The 20,462-nt window shown below is 45.5% G+C and carries 13 protein-coding genes and 1 pseudogene; all 14 read right to left on the bottom strand.

Features of this window, described 5'->3' with window-relative positions; translation table 11 throughout:
- Positions 1-17 precede the first annotated feature (17 nt).
- A complete protein-coding gene (locus V8Q34_RS06955; RefSeq protein WP_335835134.1) occupies positions 18-3,293 on the bottom strand; it encodes a UvrD-helicase domain-containing protein in 3,276 nt (1,091 codons plus the stop codon).
- A gap of 369 nt (positions 3,294-3,662) precedes the next feature.
- Entirely contained in the window at positions 3,663-5,612 is a 1,950-nt protein-coding gene (locus V8Q34_RS06950; protein ID WP_306800658.1) for a glycoside hydrolase family 127 protein, read from the bottom strand.
- A complete protein-coding gene (locus V8Q34_RS06945; RefSeq protein WP_335835133.1) occupies positions 5,600-7,645 on the bottom strand; it encodes a glycoside hydrolase family 31 protein in 2,046 nt (681 codons plus the stop codon). Before V8Q34_RS06945 ends, V8Q34_RS06950 begins: the two co-directional genes overlap by 13 nt.
- A gap of 37 nt (positions 7,646-7,682) precedes the next feature.
- The gene (locus tag V8Q34_RS06940) at positions 7,683-8,525 is read right to left on the bottom strand and encodes a carbohydrate ABC transporter permease (RefSeq protein ID WP_033139128.1); all 843 of its coding nucleotides are present in this window, start codon (positions 8,523-8,525) and stop codon (positions 7,683-7,685) included.
- A gap of 2 nt (positions 8,526-8,527) precedes the next feature.
- Positions 8,528-9,433 carry a carbohydrate ABC transporter permease gene (locus V8Q34_RS06935; RefSeq protein WP_033139129.1) on the bottom strand — a complete coding sequence of 302 codons (906 nt, stop codon included), beginning with the start codon at positions 9,431-9,433 and terminating at the stop codon, positions 8,528-8,530.
- A gap of 118 nt (positions 9,434-9,551) precedes the next feature.
- Positions 9,552-10,844, bottom strand: a complete 1,293-nt coding sequence (locus tag V8Q34_RS06930) for a sugar ABC transporter substrate-binding protein (protein WP_033139130.1) — start codon at positions 10,842-10,844, stop codon at positions 9,552-9,554.
- A gap of 214 nt (positions 10,845-11,058) precedes the next feature.
- Complete coding sequence (locus tag V8Q34_RS06925) at positions 11,059-11,805, bottom strand: response regulator transcription factor (protein WP_291597833.1); 747 nt, start codon at positions 11,803-11,805, stop codon at positions 11,059-11,061.
- A complete protein-coding gene (locus V8Q34_RS06920; RefSeq protein WP_335835132.1) occupies positions 11,777-13,558 on the bottom strand; it encodes a sensor histidine kinase in 1,782 nt (593 codons plus the stop codon). Before V8Q34_RS06920 ends, V8Q34_RS06925 begins: the two co-directional genes overlap by 29 nt.
- Positions 13,559-13,765: 207 nt before the next feature.
- Complete coding sequence (locus V8Q34_RS06915) at positions 13,766-15,166, bottom strand: trimethylamine methyltransferase family protein (RefSeq protein WP_335835131.1); 1,401 nt, start codon at positions 15,164-15,166, stop codon at positions 13,766-13,768.
- Positions 15,167-15,226: 60 nt separating this feature from the next.
- Entirely contained in the window at positions 15,227-16,165 is a 939-nt protein-coding gene (locus V8Q34_RS06910; protein ID WP_033139132.1) for a sugar phosphate isomerase/epimerase family protein, read from the bottom strand.
- A gap of 126 nt (positions 16,166-16,291) precedes the next feature.
- Positions 16,292-17,710: a sodium:solute symporter family protein gene (locus tag V8Q34_RS06905; RefSeq protein ID WP_081960101.1), complete on the bottom strand. Its 1,419-nt coding sequence runs from the start codon at positions 17,708-17,710 to the stop codon at positions 16,292-16,294.
- A 56-nt stretch (positions 17,711-17,766) separates the two neighbouring features.
- Positions 17,767-19,095, bottom strand: coding sequence for an MFS transporter (locus tag V8Q34_RS06900; protein ID WP_335835130.1), 1,329 nt, complete (start codon positions 19,093-19,095; stop codon positions 17,767-17,769).
- A gap of 178 nt (positions 19,096-19,273) precedes the next feature.
- On the bottom strand, positions 19,274-19,897 hold the full coding sequence (locus tag V8Q34_RS06895) for a TetR/AcrR family transcriptional regulator (RefSeq protein WP_158587253.1): 624 nt from the start codon (positions 19,895-19,897) through the stop codon (positions 19,274-19,276).
- Between the two features lie 240 nt (positions 19,898-20,137).
- Positions 20,138-20,347 (bottom strand): annotated as a pseudogene (locus V8Q34_RS27520) (DUF3786 domain-containing protein); the annotation flags it as partial.
- Between the last annotated feature and the right edge of the window lie 115 nt (positions 20,348-20,462).

Genomic DNA, 20,462 nt, shown 5'->3' with positions numbered 1-20,462 from the left:
CTCTCAGTCTGCTTCTTTTACAGGAAGTCGAAAAGGTTTAACTGCTCTCCCCCGTCGTTTTGCTTTCTTTTATCAGCGCTTTCCCTGAGCAGCGATTCCTCCGGCAGATCCTCCAGAAAGACAGAGGGATCACCGGACGTGGTGAGTATCAGTTCCTCTTTTGCTCTGGTCATTCCCACGTAGAAGAGCCGGCGTTCTTCCTCTATGTCCGTGATGAAAGTCTCCCGGATACCAGAGCTGTTTTCTTTCTTTGGATGGGATTCCCTCTCAAAGGGTATAGCGCCTTTTCTGACGCCATAGATGATCGTCACCGGAAATTCCAGGCCTTTTGAGCCGTGGAGTGTCATAAGTGTGACACAGTCGGCTGTATACTGCCTGCCGCCGCAGCGTTTCAGATCACTTTCCACGCCAAGACTGACGGCATCCATGAATTCCTGCATGGATTTATAGAATACGGCCATTCCGAGAAGCTTATTTACAGCTATATCATCTGTAAGATTCATATCTTCTATCCATTGTGCCAGGACTTTCTGGGGTTTTCCTTTTTTCAGGAATGAAATATATTTTTCCTGCATGGTTTCAAAAATACTGCCGCTTATCTGGTTGGGTTCCAGGTCCCACAGTAATTTCAGGCAAATATCTCTGTTCACTGTGTCTGTCTGATCTGTCAGACAGCGGAAAAAACAGAGACATCCCCGGACGGTCTTTTCCGCAAGATAATCCTCGCGTCCGGCGATCACATATGGAATGCCTTCCCTCTGCAGACATTTTTCTAAAAGTTCAGCCTGGCGGTGTGTTCGGTACAAGACTGCAATATCGGCAAAGCTTCTTGTCTTATGCTCTGTATGCATTTTCTGCGTTTCCTGTGTTTGCTGCACATCCAGCATATCAATCCCGCCGATCAGGCGGTTGATCTCTTTGGCGGTAAAGACAGCCTCCCCCATCTCACTTCCGGCTGTAACGAGACGGATAGGTGTGCTGTCCGGCCGATTGGGATGGATAACCCTCTCCATGCCGGGATTTTGGGAAATAACCTTGACCGCGCCGGATATCACCTGAGGTGTTGAGCGGTAATTTTCGGTCAGGCGGATGATGCTCAGGTCTGTAAAATCATTTTTTAAATGTTCAAAACATTTGTCATCCGAACCGCGGAAGCCGTAAATAGACTGATCCGGATCACCGATGACAAAAAGCTCTCTGCCCTGCTTTGTCCACTCTATGATCAGCCGGTACTGGATTGGGCTGATATCCTGAAATTCGTCCACGTGTAGGTAACTGAAACACTGTGCCGGAATGGTTGGATCAGATTTTATGAGGTTCAGAGTTTCCGTAAGCAGGTCGTCAAAGTCAAGGATATGCAGGGATCTTAATATCTGACAATATTCAATGTACGCGGCATATTCGGATTCTGTTATGCCAAGGGCGATGAACGGTGTATGGTCTGACGGAGCTTTCTCTTCACTCCTGTCGTCTGAAAGGTCTGAGAACACATCACTGTTTGTTTTGATCCGGGATACTTTCTGGAGGAACTGTCTGGGCTTTATTCCCAGATTCCTGCTCTTTACTATATCTGCAGCGATATCCAGGGTTTCCGTCTCGTCGGCAAGGGTAAACTGCATACCTTGTTTTTTCAGCAGATCAAGGCAGATGGAGTGGAAGGTTCCTACCTGGATCAGCCTGGCTGATCTGCCTTTTCCCAGCTGCTGCTTCAGTCGCTCCTGCATCTCGGCGGCAGCTTTATTCGTGAACGTTACTGCGGTTATCTCCGAGGGCTTTACCTTTCTGGTTTCCAGAAGATAGAGGATACGGGATATGAGTGTCTTAGTCTTCCCGGTACCCGGACCTGCTATGACTGCCACTGCCCGGTCTATGGACTGGACGGCCTGCTGCTGCCTGGGGTTCAGAGCCTGCGGGGCAGGTAGAGGGGGAAGGGGGTTTTCCTGTACATCATCTGGCTGTCTATTTCTCTGTACAGTTCCTGTATTGCCTGATATTTTATTCGTATTCTGGATGCTGCCCGTGTTGTCAAAAAGGCTCAACTGTCCATCCAGGTTTTCTATTTCTGTCTGCTCAAATAATTTTATGGTGCCATACTCTCCGTCAAAACCGGGGACTCTCTCCACTTTTCCTTCCCGCAGCCTCTGGATTCCCTCAGTGATCAAATGCCCGGAAACGTTTCTGATTTCTTCCAGCGGCATTACCCGCAGTATTTCAAATTCAGGTCCCAGTTTCCGGAGCATTTCCTCATACTGTCTTACAACTTTTCTGCTTGCCGAGGAATAGCCCACAGAAGCGCCGATAACTTCCGGCAGCGGTACAAGGCTTTCAAAGGCTTTCGCATCGGCTCTTAGAAATCCTTCCGGGCGGTCAGCTAACTGTTCCACTCTGTGAGACACTCCGATCGTGAGTTTCCTTCCACAGACAGGGCATTTACCATTGTATTTCTCAGCCTCCGCCGGACTTAAACAGAGATGGCATTTTCTGTGTCCGTCAAAGTGATATTTTCCTTCTTCCGGAAAAAACTCTATGGTTCCTGCCAATCCGATTCCTTCCTGAATGGCATTTTTTAACCCCTCATAGGAAAGTTCTATGTCCAGCAGATTGGCCTCCCTGCCCAGCTTTGCAGGAGAATGCGCGTCGGAATTTGATATAAGCTGGTATTTATCAAGGGCAGATATCCTCCAGTTCATAGGGGGATCTGAGGAAAGTCCTGTCTCCATGGCCCGAATGTATGGTGATAAATCATCAAAGCATTCCTCCACTGTATCGAAACCGGAAAAAGCCCCGAATAAAGAAAAATGAGGTGTCCAGATATGCGCCGGCACATAGACGGCATTGGGACACAGCTCCAACAGTATTTCCAGCAGGTCCCTGCAGTCTAATCCCAATATGGGACGTCCGTCGGAATGGATATTGCCGATGCTTTCCAGCTTTTTGGATATAATTTCCGCCTCCTCCAGTCCCGGCAGGAGAATCAGACTGTGTACTTTACGGACTTTATCCTTTTTCTTATAAATGGAGCTGATTTCCCCTGTAATGACAAAACGCGGCTGCATAGCTGCGGCCGCTGTGGAATCCTGTATTCTGTATTCTTCCTTCAGCACATACAGCCCATCCTCCGCCGGTTCCAGCTTTTCCTGAAGTTCCTCCCTCCAGGCAGGATGTGTGAAGTCACCTGTGCCGACTATCTGAATCCCCTTTCTGCGCGCCCAGAGATCCAGATATTCCGGTGTGCAGTCCCTGCTGGTGGCGCGGGAATAGCGGGAATGGATGTGTAAATCTGCGATGTACATTTTTTTATCACCTTATCCTTTTTGATGTTGAAAAGTCATAACGATTATCATGTATCAATTAGTATAACATTTTATCAGTTGAATTTTCAACTTTCAATAATATCCTTTTCTTATTATTCATGGATGTAAAAAGGATGTTACTGTTCACTGCGTGCCCAGCAACACGCTTCGCGATGCACAGATATGGAGCATTCCGCTCCATATCGCGCTGGCTGCCTCGGGATTTTGCTTCGCATCGCGCAGCATCCCCTTGGGGAAAACACCTCCCGGAACATTGGCCGTGAACAGTAACAAAAAGATGACAGATACCCTATAGGTGTCCGCCATCCTTTTTTCAATGCACATACTCACATCCGGCTTTCAGGTTTGTCACTCACGTACCCGCAGCCACACACGCATTTCCCCCTCCCCCCTGTTATTCCACATACAGTACGGCACAGCCTTAACCCTGCATTTCTCCAATCGCTCCGTCACAGGCTGATATAATTTCCCTTCCCATCCCTTTTCACTAACACGCCAGGCATCCGCTAAAACAGCGGTAGTCCCTCCCAGTAAATCCTCCTGAAATACCGGTTCTATACTGCCGCCGGCATCCAGTACGACAGCTCCCAGATTTTTTCCGTTATCGGCTTCCTCCAGACAATACACCAACGGTCCCCGTACGATTGCCGCCTTCCCTGCATCCGAAGCAACGCGGGGATGGGCACACATCAGGACAGGTTTTAAAGGTATCTCAAAAATAAACTCTGCTTGGCTCTCCCAAACTGTTTTTTCAGTATACAGATATCCCTTCTCCCGTCTGACTGAAACTTCTTTTCCGCTCTTACTGATCATCTGCTCTACTTTTGTCCATCCAGGCTCGCGTACTGCCAGGGAAAACGGAATTCCTTCATGGTTTTCCACTGTTATTTTCACCTTGCCGTCATAGGGATAATCTGTCTGGACAGACACAGATATGGTGCCTTCCTTTAATTTTACTGAGCACTTTCCGGCGATAAAAAGATTGACAAACAGAGTATCCTCATTTTCAGAATAAATATAATTCCCAAGGCCGGTAAGTGTACGGGCAATATTCGGAGGGCAGCAGGCAACACCAAGCCACTTTCTCCGGGAGGGAAGTACATGATGAAGGGTTCTGTTTGCCTTTAACTGTTCCGGTACCACTTCCAGAGGATTCACGTAAAAAAATTCTGTCCCGTTTAACGACATACCGCCAAGAACTGTATTATAAAGCGCCCTCTCGGCGATATCCATGTATTTTCCGTCTCTCTCTACCTGGAACATTCTCAGTGAGAACATGGCAAGCGCTACAGAAGCACACGTCTCCGAATAGTTATAATTGTTAGGAAGGTCATAATCACAGGTAAAACATTCCCCGTCAGCCGCTGCCCCTACACTGCCGGTGATAAACATCTGCGCGCCGGTAATATTATCAAATAGTATTCTGCAGGCATCCAATAAAGACTCATCTCTGCATTCGTATCCCACATCAGCCATAGCTGAATACAAATATAAAGCCCTGACTGCATGTCCGTCCGCCTTCTTCTGCTTCCGTATCGGCTTATGCGCCTGTATATTATTATATCCCAGATGCTCAAACTCAGGAAAAATGTGATGGAACCCGTCCATCTTCTGCTCTTCCTCAAAGTGGCTGGGACTCTGACTGCCCCTGATATCCAGGAAATACTTTGCCATATTCAGATACTTTTCATCTTTTGTCAGACGGTAAAGCTTAACAAGTGCCAGCTCGATCTCAGGATGCCCGGGACATCCGTGGATCTTTCCTTCATCCGGGCCAAAGGTATCACAGATACAGTCTGCCAGTCTGCATACGATCTTTAAAAAACTGTCCTTCCCCGTAGCCTGATAATATGCCGCTGCAGCCTCGATCATATGCCCGGCAGTATATAATTCATGTCCTTCCCTTAAATTGCTCCATCTTCCCAGAGGCTCCTGAATGGTATAATATGTGTCCAGATATCCGTCCTGCTGCTGGGCCCTTCCGATCAAATCTATAACTTCATCAGCCTCTTTTTCCAGTTCGCCGTTCTTCTCCCCTTCCAGGCTGTAGGCCAGGGCTTCCAGCCATTTTGCCACATCCGTATCCTGGAAAACCATTCCGTAATACTTTCCTGTACTCTCCTTTGCTGCGATTTTAAAGTTCTCAATACAGTGGCTTTTCGCCGCATCGTTTACCCTGTCATTCAATACTTCCCATTGATACGGCAGCATCTTCTCCCGCACCAGTTTAATATATCTGCTCCAAAATCTGTCCTCTATCTTCACATCTGACAGCTTTGGCGAATCTAATTTTTCCATCCGCATAAGCCTCCCTCTGCCTGTCCCCTGATTTTCTCATACTGCCCGGATCCCTCTCTGATAAAAAACGGTATCACTTCCAGAGGTGTAGGGTACATCAATGTCTGCCCGCCTTCATACACTTTCCCATTATAATAATCAATCCATCTGTCTCCTTTTGGCAGATATACCTCTCTGGAAGTCATCCCCGGATACGTGACCGGTGCTGCCAGAAGATCCCTTCCCAACATAATTTCATCTTCAGTCTCCCAGCAGTTTTCATCTTCCGGATAGTTAAAGAACAGGGTTCTGAGCATGGGCAGTCCTGTTTCGGAGGCCTCGGCTGCTGTTTCCTCCACATAGGGACGCATTCTCTCCCGCAGCATCAACAGCTCTTTTAGAATCCCATAATTTTTCTCTCCGTAACTCCATACCTCATTTGGTCCGCAGGTATTAAAGTCGAACATCCCGCTGTCCACAACTTCCGGCAGGGTTCCTGAGGGGCGGCGATGACCGTGAAGCCGGCATATTGGACTGAACACGCCAAACTGGAACCATCTGACAAGAAGTTCACGGAATTCTTCACTCTCCGGATCTCCGCCCCAGAAACCGCCGATATCACTTGTCCACCATGCAATTCCGGCCATACCGGCATTTAACCCCGCCCGAATCTGCATACGGAAGGAACGGAAACTGGAATATATATCACCGGACCACAAAAGTGTCCCGAATTTCTGACTGCCTGCCCATGCACTTCGGGTAAGATTCATGGGGTCTTCAATCCCGTCTTTTTTCATTCCGTCATAGATGGCCTGACTGTAACAAAGCGGATATATGCCGCCGATTTCTCTGGCAGAGCCAGCCTGGTAACGGTAAATATCATAATCAAACTGCTGATATTCCGGTTCTGCCTCATCCAGCCAGAAAATGCGGATACCGTATTTCCCATAGTTCTCTTTCAGCTTTTCATATAAAAACTCTCTTGCTCCCTGTGTTGTTGGATCAAAAAATACCTGAGCGCCCAGACAATGATACTGTGTCCTCACCCCCCGGTCCGCCCTGGTCAAAAATCCCAATTGCTTCAGCCTGGCATAATTCTCACTGTACGGCTCCACTGTAGGCCATACAGATACCATGAGTTCAACGCCCATCTCTTTCAGCTCATCCACCATTGCTTGTGGATCAGGAAAATATTCCGGGTCAAATGACCAGTCCCCCTGATGTTTCCAGTGAAAAAAATCTATAACTATCACAGATAAGGGAAGTCCTCTTCTCTTATATTCCCTGGCAGTTTCAAGTACCTCCTCCTGGTTGTGATACCGCAGCTTACTCTGCCAGAAGCCGGACGCCCACTTCGGAAATTCCCCCGGCCGCCCTGAAACTGCCGTATAATTTTCCAAAATTTCGGCTGGTGTCTCCCCTGCCGTAATCCAATAATCAATTACGCAGGACGCCTCTGCTGTCCATCGGGTCAGGTTCTTCGCGAAATTAACAGTTCCCACTGCCGGATTGTTCCATAAAAAGCCATACCCTTTATTTGAAATGTAAAAAGGAATACTTGTCTGAGAATTTTTATGACAGAGTTCAAGCTCACATCCCTTTAAGTCCAGATATTCCATCTGATATTGGCCCATGCCGTAAATTTTTTCGTTTTTATTTGACTCAAAAGTCATAACCGCCTTCGGTACGGTGCCGCCCCACTCTTTCAGGACGCGTGCATAATTCTCCGTAGCCATCATATCCACCGGAACCTCCCTGGTTTCCCAGCGTTCCTTCAGGATTTCCTCGTTCTTCTCATTATAGAAAGTAATATAACCGTATGTATTGATTCTTGCGCATATTTTACCATTTGTTATACTGGCAGAATCCTCTGAGATTTTAATGATGGGCTTCACTTCACCCTGTGGTTCCAAAGCCCAGTCCTTTTCCGGCATTTTCTCCAAATGTGTACTTCTGACCCGCAGGCTGTCCCTGCCCCATGCCTCAATGTACAGCAGTTCATCATCATACCGCCAGCTTAAGCGCTCCTGTTCACCTTTTACAATACCTTTCATCCGATGTGTCTCTCCTTTCCAAAAATCACCTGAACTATCAGCCCTTCACGGCACCGCCCACGAGTCCGCCCACAATATACTTCTGCAGGCATACAAACAACACCACGATTGGCAGCACAATGATCACACCATATGCCATGATCATATTCCATTTTGTTCCGTATGCATCGAGAAACTGATAGATCCCGGATGTCATGGGAAGCAGATCGCCTTTGTTGTTAAAGGTTATGGAATAAACCAAATCATTCCATGCAAAAATAAAAGAAAATGCCGCCGCCGTTATGATACCGCTCTTACATATCGGCAGTGTAACTCTGAGAAATGCCGTAAAGTAATTACACCCGTCAATTCTTGCCGCCTCCTCTATCTCCTTGGGGCATTCCATGAAAATAGGCCTGAGCACCATGATCACAAATGGAATGGATATTGTAGCTGTAGCCAGGATAGGCGCAAGATATGTATTCAAAAGTCCCGCTTTGTTATAGATCAGGAACAGAGGCGTCAGCACCAGGGAACAGGGAAGCATCTGTGTTGTCAGAAAGATCATCAGAATCGGTTTCTTCCCCGGAATCTTAAATCTTGACAGTCCATATCCGGCGGGAATAGACAGGACAAGTGAGAGAACCATGGAACCTATAGCTATGATCCAGCTATTCTTAAACTGGACGAAAATGTTAGCTGTATTGGATTTATTCTGGAACTGGTCTATGTAATTCTCCCAATGGATCTCCCTTGGAAACCATGTCTGCACCTGCGCAAAAATCTCAGTATCGGATTTCAGGGAACTGATAATGATCCAATACATGGGAAAAAGAAATATTGCCGCTATTACAACTGCTATTATGGTATCGATTATATTTTTTGTCCGCTGCTTCATCATAGTCAACTCACCTCATCTTTTCCGATCAATTTCAAATATACCAATGCCACCACAAACAGACAGAGGAACAGTACATTTGCCACAGCCGCCCCCTGTCCGAAATAATAAGTCTTAAAGGAAAGACGGTACGAGTAAGTGGAAAGAACCTCTGAGGCATCCACCGGCCCACCTCCTGTAGTTACATAGACCAAATCAAAGACTTTAAACGTATATACAAATCCCAATATCAAAACAGAAAGAATAGACTGCTTGATCATGGGCACAGTAATATAGAAAAACCTCTGTACGGAATTTGCCCCGTCAATAGATGCACTCTCGTAGACGTCCTGGGGGACATTGTCAAGACCGGTTGATAACAGAAGCATATTAAAAGGAATTCCCACCCAGGTATTGGCTATGATAAGCCCCCAAATAACTGTTTTCTCGTTCAGCAGCCATTCCACGGGCGCTTTCACAAGATGCAGATTCATAAGAATATCATTGATAACACCGTTTGTAGGGCTCAGCATGAACTTAAACATAAGTCCTACCACTGTCATGGGAAGCATATAGCTGATTACCATAAGGCCCTTCAGATACCTTGCGGCCTTAAATTTTTTGCTGAAAAACATTGCAAAAGCAAATCCGATTATAAACTGAAATACAATACAAAAAATCGTATAGAAAAATGTATTTTTAATAGCCTTCCACATGGTCGGGTCACTGAAAATCGCCTCATAGTTCTTAAGTCCGATGAATTCCGCATGACCCATGCCTACGCTTTGTGCTGTCATGTCAAAAAAACTGATATAAAAATTATACAGAATGGGAAATCCGATCATGGCGACCATGAAAATCAGTGCCGGCATAATATATGCATATCCGTTTCGTATTTCCCGCCTGCTGTTTCTGGAATATTTACTGCCCATAATGTCCGCTCCTTTTCAGGGTATTTAGAGTCAAAAAGTCTGCCGGGATTTCTTAAGACCGAAAAACCCGGCAGACTCCTGGTAATGTCAGTTGCCTGTTACCGGCAAATGCAACATTTTATTTTTTTAACGATTCCTCAATATCCGCAATCGCTGCGGCGGCATCCTTGCATGCCTGTTCCGGCGTCTTTGCCTCTGTCAGCGCACTCTGGCAGGCTTCAATGATAACATTGTCCACCTCTGTCCATTTTGGATAGGGCCCGCGTGGTTTTGTATTTTCCATCTGTTCAGCAAATACCTTCATCTCCGGATCATCTGCAAACTCTTTATCAATATCCACATCAGAACGGGGAGAGAATTTTGCTACGCTCTTTGCGTACGGAGCAGAAATTTCCTTTCCGCAAAGATATTCAATAAACTCAAAGCAGGCGTCAGCATCGGCATTTTTTGTGATACAAAGAGCTTCACCTCCCAGACAGGATGCAGGTACTTTGTCCTGCGGAATGGGTACAACTCCCCAGTTCTTATCCGGCGCATCATTTCTGAGTGTCCCCACGTTCCAGGATCCGTTTACCATCATTGCACAGTTGCCGGAGGCAAATTGTTTGCACACGTCAGCCTGTGACCAGTTTAAAACTTCTTTATTGGCCAATCCGTTTTTCACGAAATCAGAGTAATAAGTCATGGCCTTTATGCTGTCATCCGATCCCATATCCGTCCAGTCCCCCTCTGCTGACCAGAGGAACGGCATAAACTGGAATGTACACTCCGCATTTTTGATCGCTGAAAATCCCAGGCCGTAGACACCATCTTTTGTAGTCTTTTGGGCTGCATCCACCAGTTCATCCCAGGTAGTCGGCGCTTCCACGCCTGCGGCAGCCAGCATATCCTTATCATAAAACAGGGCAAGATTATTACCGATATAAGGAACACCGTACATTTTGCCTTCATATACACAGGAGTTTGTGATACTGTCCAGGAACTGGTTTTCATCCCATCCGTCAAACTGTTTCTTGATATCCTGGAATACCCCCATCTCTCCATAATTGATCACTTCCGGGTTGTCCACAAATACCATATCCGGCAGTTCACCTGCCATATTGCCGATCGTGAGCTGCTTTGTCTGCTCATCCCTGGCAACCCATTCTGTCACAACAGTTGCCTTTTCGCTCTGTGCATTAAAATTATCTATCATCTCCTGGAATGGCTCTACCTCAGGAGATACCATACTATGCCACAGTACAACCTCCGTTTTTCCCCCACCATCAGAATCTTTTCCTGTATCTGCTGTTTTTTCATCCTTTGCGTCTTTTGCTGTGTCCGCCTGGGTATCACCTGAACTTCCGCAGCCTGCCAGCAGACCTGCCGTCATTATTCCTGTCAGTGCCATCGCCAAAAATCTTTTTTTCATTTCTTTCCTCCAATAATCTGTATTTTTGTTACAACTTGTTGACTTTTTGAAATACCGGTATTTTTACTGCTCTCTTTAAGATGATTTTATTATATCAGTTTTCATTTTCAGGCAAAATTATACGATTTTAACAAAAGTGGATTCTTTTGCACAAAAAAATGACCAAATATACACGTCCCGCCATGTATATCCGGTCATTTTATCCAATTTCAAATTATTCTGTTTTGTCTCCGTTTTCACCATACTGAAGATATTTTTTCGGGGATACGCCCGTAACCTCTTTAAATACCCTGCAGAAATATTTCACATCCGAATATCCCGCTTCAAAAGCAATCTCATAAATTTTCCTGTTTCCCTTCTGAAGCATTTCCTTGGCCTTGCCAATCCTGTACTCTTTCAGATAATTGACAAAAGGACGGCCAACCTCCCTGGAAAACATACGGCTCAAATATTCAGGTGTTACCTTATACTTCTCTGCCAGATCATCCAGTGTCAGTTTATCCTGATAGTGTTCATGTATATATCCGATCACCTTTGTGACAAGAAGAGAATAAACCGCCTCCTCCTTTTTTGTCTCCTGGCAGGCAGGCTTCAGTTTTTTCTCCAGCCGCTCCATCAAATCTTTGATCTTCTGCACAGTCACCGGCTTCAACAGATAATCCGTCACGCCCAGAGAAATGCCCTGCTGCGCATAGGAAAATTCTGCATAACCGCTCAGGATCACGAACAAACAGTCCATATGAATCTTCCTCAGGCTTTCAATCATTTCCAGTCCATTCATCCTGGGCATCTTAATATCCGTGATAACGATGTCAGGTTTCACCTCTTTAACCAGGACCATTCCGTCACAGCCGTTATCTGCATAACCTGCAATATGATATTCCGGATTGATCTTCTCAATCAGATGCCCCAGTCCTGTCTGGGCCATATATTCATCCTCCACAATCACTACTTTTAGCATATACTTCATCTCCATAAGGTATTTCCACAGTTACCACTGTTCCTGACGTCTCTGAACTATAGTAACGTATGAACGCATCTCCCCCGTAATAGCTCTCCAGTCTTGCCCGTACATTATCCGTGCCGATATCCCCTCTGCTGTCCTTACGGTTAAGCCTTGCCAGCGTCGTTTCCCCTATTCCCTTTCCATTATCCTTAATAACAAACCGCAGCCGATTCCCCTCCTCCATGGTTGCTTCAACTGTGATCTTTCCATCTTTTTTCATTTCATTAATGCCATGCACCACACAATTTTCAATAATAGGCTGCAGCAGCATTTTATGTATCAGGATATCTTCCGCCTCCTCGGGTATACGGATGATAAAGGTGAATTTATCCGAAAAACGTTTCTGCTGCAGAAAAAGATACTTGTTCAGCCATTGTTTTTCTTCTCTCACCTGCACCATCCCGTCTATATCCGTAATACTGTATCTGAGCAGATCCGCAAGGCAGGAAATCATCTCACTGATTTCATATTCCTCATTTTCAATAGCCCTCCAGTTAATACTGTCCAGGGTATTATAGAGAAAATGTGGGTTAATCTGGGATTCCAGGGCGCGAAGTTCTGCCTGTTTCTGCCTCGTCACCGCCTCCTCTGTCTGGGCGCGCTCCCGTTTCAGCCGCTTTATCAGGCGTTCAATACTTTTTGACATCTGGTTAAATTGCTGTATGACGGGATAAAACTCATCTTCAATGGTGGCATCAAGCTGCATACCCACCTGCCCTTCCCCTATTTTCTTCAGGTTCATGGAGAGCATGCTGAGATTTCTTGTAAAGTATTTGCTCAGTGCCCAGACCACTGCGATAAACGGTACAATGAAAATAATACCAATCAATATAGTCACCTGCCGGAAACCGTATAGATTTTGTTTTATTTCTTTAAGGTTTACATAAGACCGCAGTGTCCAGTTTGATTTTTCAATCTGATTTTCCTTTATCAACTGGTTCTTGTCCGATTTATCAATGCCTTCCGATATTTTTCCTATTCTGTCTTTCTCCTGGGAATATATGATTCTTCCCCGGGGGTCTATAACTTCCACCATATCGTTCCACTGGGACTCTTCATCATCGCCGGTATCCAGGTTCTGAAAAAATTCCATGCCGATTCCCATGACAAGCACTCCCACATTACTGTCAGCAACATAATCCTGAACAGGTATGGCTATATAAAACAGATCGATCTGCCTGCCCCCGGCAAGTTCTTCCTGGATTGTGGGCAAAAATACGGCTGATTCCGATTCTTTTGTCTGACTGCACAGTCCCAGACGCCGCTTTTTGTCAGACCACATATTATTGTCATAGACACTGTTGAATTTCTCGTAGGTATAGTAGTTTTCTCCCTGGTTATCTATGTATGTCATACTCTGGACTGCCTCCAGCATCTGGCCATAGGATATGAACTTACTGCGCAGGGTTGTTTTGCTCTCCACCGGCTCTCTGCCACGGTTGAGGCTGTCCATGGCTCCTGCCACCGCAGGGTCCACTACTGTCTGGTAAATCAGATCAAACACCTGCCGCAGGTCCAGTTCAAGAAAACGGACACGCTGGGTGATCTTATAATCAGTCAGCTCGTAGGCCTGTTTTTCAAGATTCTTTGCCGCCACATTAAAAATTATAGAGGAAATAATGACTGCAGGCATGACGGTGGCAACGATCAGGGCTATGATCATACGTCTTGTCCAGGATATTTTATGGAACTTTTTTTGTATGGGCATTTTGTTGATTTCCTTTGTATTTTGTAGTGTTTTGGGGGGCTTTGATGAATATTATAGACATTTATGCCGAGAAGGGCAAGATATTTAATATAGTTTCCATGGTAAAAAGAAAAATGACATAAACCCAGTGTTTATGCCACTTTTCCTATATATTCCATTCTCTTAAATTAAGCATACTGAAACTTTTAAGTCCAGTACAGCCTGGTGTCATTTCTTAAAATAACTCATATCTGTCCCCGACTTCTCCAGCACTGCTCTCACTCTATCCATAGTCTCCGCGTCTGCCTCCGGACGGCTGTCGTCATAAGTTTTCAGCAGTCTGGCAATCTCTTTGTCAATGCTCTCCTTAAAGTAATCCGCGTTCTTGGCATTGCGCTCTCCGATGCGGGGGGAGTACAGATCCCTGTAGTTTTCCAGCGTATAATCTGAAGTCACAAAGCTGCCGTCATGCCCGATCTCCTTGATCTCTTCGAGATTCAGCGTCTCCTCATTCACCTCAATAGGTGCAAAGGAGGCTTTGACCTGGCGGATTATCTCAAAATCAATCACCATTTTTTCAAAGGAAGTGGCATTGACACTGTCCATAACACCACCTGCCTCCATAACCAGATTGATACCGTGGCGATAAGCGGAAGCAAACGTCAGCATGGATTCATATCCGGCCTGACAGTTGATAACCGGGGCATCGGTCTGGCATCCGCCGCCTCTGGACGGCAGCCCGTAAAATCTGGCCATATTTGCTCCGAATCCCTGCATAAGAGTTCCCTCCGGAGCTGCACAGGCAAAGGTAATACCGCCTCTCATGTCCGCGGCTGTCGACTGGATTCCAAAGACCACCGGTGTGCCGGGACGAATCATCTGCGCAAGGGCAATGCCGGCAAGATTTTCCGCTGTTCCGCTGGCAAGAGTCCCCGCCATGGAGAGTGATCCTGTTGCGCCCAGCATTGTGGCAGGGCAGAGAATGGCAGGCTGTCCGTACTCCGCCAACAGCATCAGGCAGTCCAGCATTCTCTCATCCAGAGACAGAGGAGATACGGTGTTGATCAGCGCGATCATTCCCGGTTTTTCAACCATGTTTTCTTTGCTTCCAAAGAGTTCACAGGCTGCCTCAAATATGAGCTCCATCTCGTTTTTAAAACCAGTGGGCAGCATGATCGCTTTGTCAGAATACATAAGCGTTGCATAAAACATTTCTATTGCTGCGGTCTCCTCCTGCACATCACTGGGCTGAATCATAATACCGCCGTTAATGGAATAACTCTCCTCTGCCTGGACAAGTTTTAAGCATTTGATATAGTCCTCCATGGTTCCTCTGCGGCGCTGGCCGCTCCAGTCATCAATAAATGCACATCCGTATGTGGGAGCCGGATTGATATGATTCCCGCCTACTGTCATGTTGTATTTGGGATTTCTTGCATAAAGAGTGAATGATTCCGGAGCCATTTTAACCCAGTGCATAACCTGTTCTTCTGTAAAATATACCGTATTATCTTCCACCCTGATTCCGTTTTCCCTGAAGATTTCAACTGCCTTCGGATTGTGAATCCTCACACCCACATCACGCATAATTTCCATAGCCGCATCATGTATCATCTGCTCTCTTGACATATAATTTCCTCCTGAATTTTGACGGACAACTTCTGTCCCGCCATATTTTATATTGAATGTTTATCTGTTTCTTACGCCCAGTTTTAATACATCCCGAAGGTACCGAACGCTTTCCTCACAGGCCTGCAGTTCCCTTGCCCTGGCCTCCTCGATGGGTTCCTCCATACTCCTGAATGCAATCTCATTTTCAAAGATAATCTTATCCATTGGTGACTTCTCCCGTATCTGGGAAACCATCTTCGGACAATCCATGGAGCCCTGTCCGTGCGCAGCTCCGATATCATGTACACCCAATGGGTCCACGACAATAATATCATCACTGAAATGGCAGCAGTATGCCTTGGGCAGCATACGTTCCATGGCATAATACGGGTTTTCTATAACCTGGAGCGGATTCATGGTATCTACACAGGTACCTATAAGCGGATGGTTCAGCTTATCCACGATCCATAGAATCTCGTCTGCAAAGGTATCCGTATGATTTTCAATTGCGATCTGCATACCGAACTCTTCGATCAAGGGAATAGTCCTTTTAAATTCATCGTACCGGTCAGCCATCTGGCGCATAACATCCGGGTGCATACAGGAGCCGTAAAGTTCTCTTGGCCGTATAATATCAAGACTGAATTTTACCAGCTCTGCGTCAAGATCATGCCCTATCCGAAGAGCTTCCTCTGCCGTACAGTTCACTCGGGAATCACTCCCTGCCTGAAAGGATGAATTAAATTCCAAAAACAGCCCGTGCTCTTTGGCTGCCTGCGCCACCTTTTTCAGATTCTCAGTTCCAAATGGGTCTTTTTCAGCAGTTGTTAAAAGGTCCACTTTTGTGATCTGAAGCCCGTCCAGTTCCCATTTCACTGCTTTATCCATCAGTTCATACAGAGACATTGTCTGCTCAAAATAATAATCCTTTCCAAATCCCCAGCTTTCTCCCAGACCGAAGAAATGAAGCGTATAGGTATGCATTCCCAGTCTTAAAGGTCTGTTCCTGTCAGTCATATTTCCACTCTCCTTTTATTCTTTGTTCTGAATCTGTCAAAACATTTTCTTATTAAACCACATTATTGCAAACAAGTTTACTTTTTTTGACATACACCTCCGTTTCTGCATAAATCATCATACACTTCATTCTTTTATAAAAGCATTGGGTATCAAAGTACCCAGTACCGTTGCTGCAATAGCAGGTATCACACCGCCTCCGAATACTGCAGCAAGAGGAGGTATCACCTCAAATGCAACTGCCGCGGCAATCCCCAGAGTGACACCGATCCTGGCAGCCTTAATGCTGAGTCTGGAACTGAATTCTTCTGATTTACGGTCCCGGAATATTAATCCCATCACAAACAGGGGAATCAAAACCCCGCCGCAGACTGTATATCCGTAGGTACCCAAAGCGTAAATAAACGGTGCATACAGTCCCGATAAAATGGCCACAATTCCCGCTGCCAATGTGGCTGCCTTCGCATATTTGATACTCTTTTCCCCGTCCAGTTTCGAGTCCGGATCTATGATATCAGAGACCACATTTGCTGCCGCGCAGTTCAAATGTGTATCTGCGCAGGACATACAGGCAGCCAGTACACTCTCCGCCAGGATGATACCGCAGACAGGCGGCATTTTATTTAAAATCACCCAGACAAGTGCCTGGTCTCCGGCATTGGTATACATGAGAGAAGCGATTCCAATGGTGATCATAATAAAGACCATAATGATATTCATAAAAAAAGTAATCCCATAGGAGCGTTTTGCCGTCTGCACATCTTTTGCAGCAAATGCACGGTTCCAGAAAATAGGATTGGAAACAGCCCCCACAAGACCCGTCAGAAATCCTGTCACAATAACAGTGGGTTTCTCTGCGAACAGATCCCATTTTGCAGGATCAACCTGCATGATCTGATCCTGCAGATATCCGAAATCAAAATGAAACAGCTTTAAACCAAAGAAGATCACGACCACAGCAAAGATCATCTGAATGGTCCCATGGAGCGCATCCGCATAAATAACAGCTTCCAGACCGCCGCTTACCGTGTAAAAGATAAAGACAATTCCGCACACGATAACCGCGATCCGGTAATCTATCCCAAACACCTGCTCCAGAACATAGGACACTCCCATAATCTGTGCGCCGGGCCAGACCACATTGGGCATCAGAGCCGCCAGGCCGCCCACCCTGCGGATATAGTGGTCCCCGCCAAAGAGATAGCCGGACACAAAATGAGGCATGGACAGATATTTAAATCTGGCCAGATAAGGCGCCAGAATATACCCCATGATGATTCCGCCCATCAGCCCTTCGCCAAGCCAAAGCCAGTAAGCGCTGATTCCCTCCAATGCTCCCCTTCCGGCCTGACCTATAAAATTACCGGCACCGCTGAAACTTGCCCATGCAGTAAGAAAAAGCAAAAAAGTACCTGTCCTCTTCCCGCCAATAAAGTAATCCTCAGCGTTTTTCGCCTTGCCCCTCGTTTTTATACCGATTGTCATACAGACCAGAAGGTCAATGACGATCAAAGCTCCCGCTAAAATCATTTGCGTCGTACTCATAAGTATCGTCCTTTCATGAGTTTACTTTATTGATTTCCTGATATACGCTTTCCAAATTACTGAACCTTTCCTTCTGCTTTCAGCTTCTTAGAATAACGAACCGAAATAAACGCAACCAGAATACCCAGGATTCCACAGCCAATCACCCAATACCAAATCAGGTCATAGCCAAACTTCCCGTATTTATCCAGCCAGATACCGGCCAGTTTAGCAAAGTACACATCCGGCAGATAACAGATCAGCGAGATCACCCCGGTTGCAACCCCTGTAAGAGACAGCGGTATTCCAACTTCGCCAAGAGTCGCAAAATAAATACCGCGCATGCCCGTATAAACAACGGCGAATACAAAGGTAACTCCAATGCATAGAAATGCAGCGTTTTTGGTAACGAGAACCGCCACAGTCAGTACAGTCGCAATGGCAAGATAATACCCCAGTGTTTTAACTTTTGACCCAATCTTATCCGCGATAAATCCGATGGCAAGAGTTGCAAGACCTGCGATGATGTAGTTTCGGACAACTGCAAATGTACTCGCCTGTGTCTGGGATATACCGAGGACATTTACCGTATAGGAACCAAGGTATCCGTTTGCCGCTGAGGTAAAAGAAAAGCAGAAAAAGATCAGCAGCGACAACAGCCATGTACCGGGCATTTTCAGCACTTTGAGAACAGACGCCGCAGTCAGTTTCTCCTGTGTCAGCGCAGCTTTTCCGGAGGCGGCAAGTTCCGCGTCCTCTGCTCCAATAATGTTATTGGGAACCACAAAAAATACGATGACAGCCAATACTAAAAACAGAGCGCCGTTGAAAAACAGCATATTTCTCCACTGTGCCCCCAGCACCTGAAGGTCTGTTGTATTGCCCGGCATAATCGCTCGGTTTAACAGGGCAACACCCAGAAAACCGAGGAGCATGCCCATGATCGCTCTGACAAATTCAGAAGTCGAGAACATGGAACCCTGCTCGGACGCATTTCCCATCTTACGTGTGGTCTTCAGATAAGCATTCCAGATGAAGAAGCTGGTGCCCACACCATATAACACATGGATAATTATAATAGACAGTTTATCTGGGACCAGACCAAACCAGAAAGAACATGCCCCCATCATGACGGAACCGATGATCAGCAGCCATTTTTCACCAAACTTATCTACCAGAATCCCGCCTATCGGATATCCGATCGTACAGACAAGGCCAAACCAGAAACTAAAATCACCGATAAATTCATTTACGTTGGCTGCAGACGCAACCGATTTATATTCAGAAAACAGCATAACCATCTGATCATAATAACTGTAGCGCAAAAACGGCACGTACACCATAACACCCGCCATCAGAGATACTATCACCAGCACAAACCATCGTTTCTTACCTGTAATTACCATAGAAACCTCCTCCTTTTTCCCTAAAGCCTGTATTCCCCATTACATTTCAACCGAATATTTATACAGGATATTCTCAGTTCGCCATAAATTGTAAATGTGTTCACTTTTTATTTCAAAAAAATAGCCAATGCGTTCACCTGCCTGCAATTAAAATCAATACTCTTATCCCTCCCCGCATTTAAAGTCCATGTTCAGATGGAACATAAACCTTTTCAAGATTTTTCAGAAGGAGTTCATTGCACTCCTGCTCTCCCTGCCTTCTGCTTTCCAAATCACGCCCCATATACATCTCAAGCATTCCCTTGACGATCAGTGTATTGGATTTACTGAAATAAACAGCATCTTCATAAGATAACAAATTATAATTCACGGCCCGCCTCAGCATCAGAAAATCACGCTCTATGATATCCTCAGTAAAAAGCAGCGTATAAAAATACGCAGGATACCGTTCCGAACCTGACACCGGAAACAACTCAAAGTATTCCACCAACGCATCGGAAAACATGGCGTTATACTGCCCCCACAATAGACGGTAATACAGATCGGGCCTCTCAAATGCATACTTGTTGAATAATTTCCATCCTTTAATGTAGGAATCCATCAGATTATTGTTGGAATCCATCAGATGACCGTATTCAACCATGTAGTCGATAAAAAATCTCATGGAGCCAAGGATGATCAAATATTCCAGACTTTCAAAATGCCGGTACAACGCAGCCGGGGAACATTGATTCTCCTTCGCGATCTCACGTACAGTAATTTCTGATGCATCCTGTACCTTTAATTTGTTGTACATTGACATGATCAAACGTCTCTTTGTTTCATAACCTTTTTCATAAACAGCCATATCGTATGTATTTTTCTGTAATTGCAGATATATCATTGTAGTTAAAATTGTGAACGCATTAACTCATAATGAATAGTAACTTACTTTGGGGTGGGCGTCAAGGAATATTGTTTTTCTTTTAAAATGCGAACGTGTTTACTTTTATTTAGATTGTAAACGCGTTTACAATTTTTGTCAAGAGTTTTATATGTTTTGTTATATTAAATGCTGCTCACATTCTTCTTTCCAGCAATTGAGCATATGTGTAATCGCAAACATCAGCATTTCGTAATGCATATAATCAAGGATATTCTTATCTGTCAGAATCTGCAGACTGACGGGAAAGTCCTCATCAGATTCCCAGAAACACAAGGACAGGGGAAGAAAAGGAAACAATGCAAGTTCATAACCTACATTTCCTTTTTTATTTTTCTTCCCCCAAGTTTCTCACAGGCACGGGCCAGTTTATTTATTTTTCCGTCAAAATACTGTTGCCCATTCATCCGCAAGATGACAGTTCTCCTTGGAATAACAAAGCACA

Origin of the sequence: Blautia sp. JLR.GB0024 (assembly GCF_037000545.1) — a bacterium.
GTDB lineage: Bacteria > Bacillota > Clostridia > Lachnospirales > Lachnospiraceae > Blautia > Blautia celeris.
This window is presented reverse-complemented; position numbering and strand designations above follow the sequence as displayed.

Excerpts from the sequence above, each read along its gene's own strand:
- V8Q34_RS06955 (WP_335835134.1), bottom strand. The coding sequence starts at position 3,293 with ATGTACATCGCAGATTTACACATCCATTCCCGCTATTCCCGCGCCACC.
- V8Q34_RS06950 (WP_306800658.1), bottom strand. The coding sequence starts at position 5,612 with ATGGAAAAATTAGATTCGCCAAAGCTGTCAGATGTGAAGATAGAGGAC.
- V8Q34_RS06945 (WP_335835133.1), bottom strand. The coding sequence starts at position 7,645 with ATGAAAGGTATTGTAAAAGGTGAACAGGAGCGCTTAAGCTGGCGGTAT.
- V8Q34_RS06940 (WP_033139128.1), bottom strand. The coding sequence starts at position 8,525 with ATGATGAAGCAGCGGACAAAAAATATAATCGATACCATAATAGCAGTT.
- V8Q34_RS06935 (WP_033139129.1), bottom strand. The coding sequence starts at position 9,433 with ATGGGCAGTAAATATTCCAGAAACAGCAGGCGGGAAATACGAAACGGA.
- V8Q34_RS06930 (WP_033139130.1), bottom strand. The coding sequence starts at position 10,844 with ATGAAAAAAAGATTTTTGGCGATGGCACTGACAGGAATAATGACGGCA.
- V8Q34_RS06925 (WP_291597833.1), bottom strand. The coding sequence starts at position 11,805 with ATGCTAAAAGTAGTGATTGTGGAGGATGAATATATGGCCCAGACAGGA.
- V8Q34_RS06920 (WP_335835132.1), bottom strand. The coding sequence starts at position 13,558 with ATGCCCATACAAAAAAAGTTCCATAAAATATCCTGGACAAGACGTATG.
- V8Q34_RS06915 (WP_335835131.1), bottom strand. The coding sequence starts at position 15,166 with ATGTCAAGAGAGCAGATGATACATGATGCGGCTATGGAAATTATGCGT.
- V8Q34_RS06910 (WP_033139132.1), bottom strand. The coding sequence starts at position 16,165 with ATGACTGACAGGAACAGACCTTTAAGACTGGGAATGCATACCTATACG.
- V8Q34_RS06905 (WP_081960101.1), bottom strand. The coding sequence starts at position 17,710 with ATGAGTACGACGCAAATGATTTTAGCGGGAGCTTTGATCGTCATTGAC.
- V8Q34_RS06900 (WP_335835130.1), bottom strand. The coding sequence starts at position 19,095 with ATGGTAATTACAGGTAAGAAACGATGGTTTGTGCTGGTGATAGTATCT.
- V8Q34_RS06895 (WP_158587253.1), bottom strand. The coding sequence starts at position 19,897 with ATGTCAATGTACAACAAATTAAAGGTACAGGATGCATCAGAAATTACT.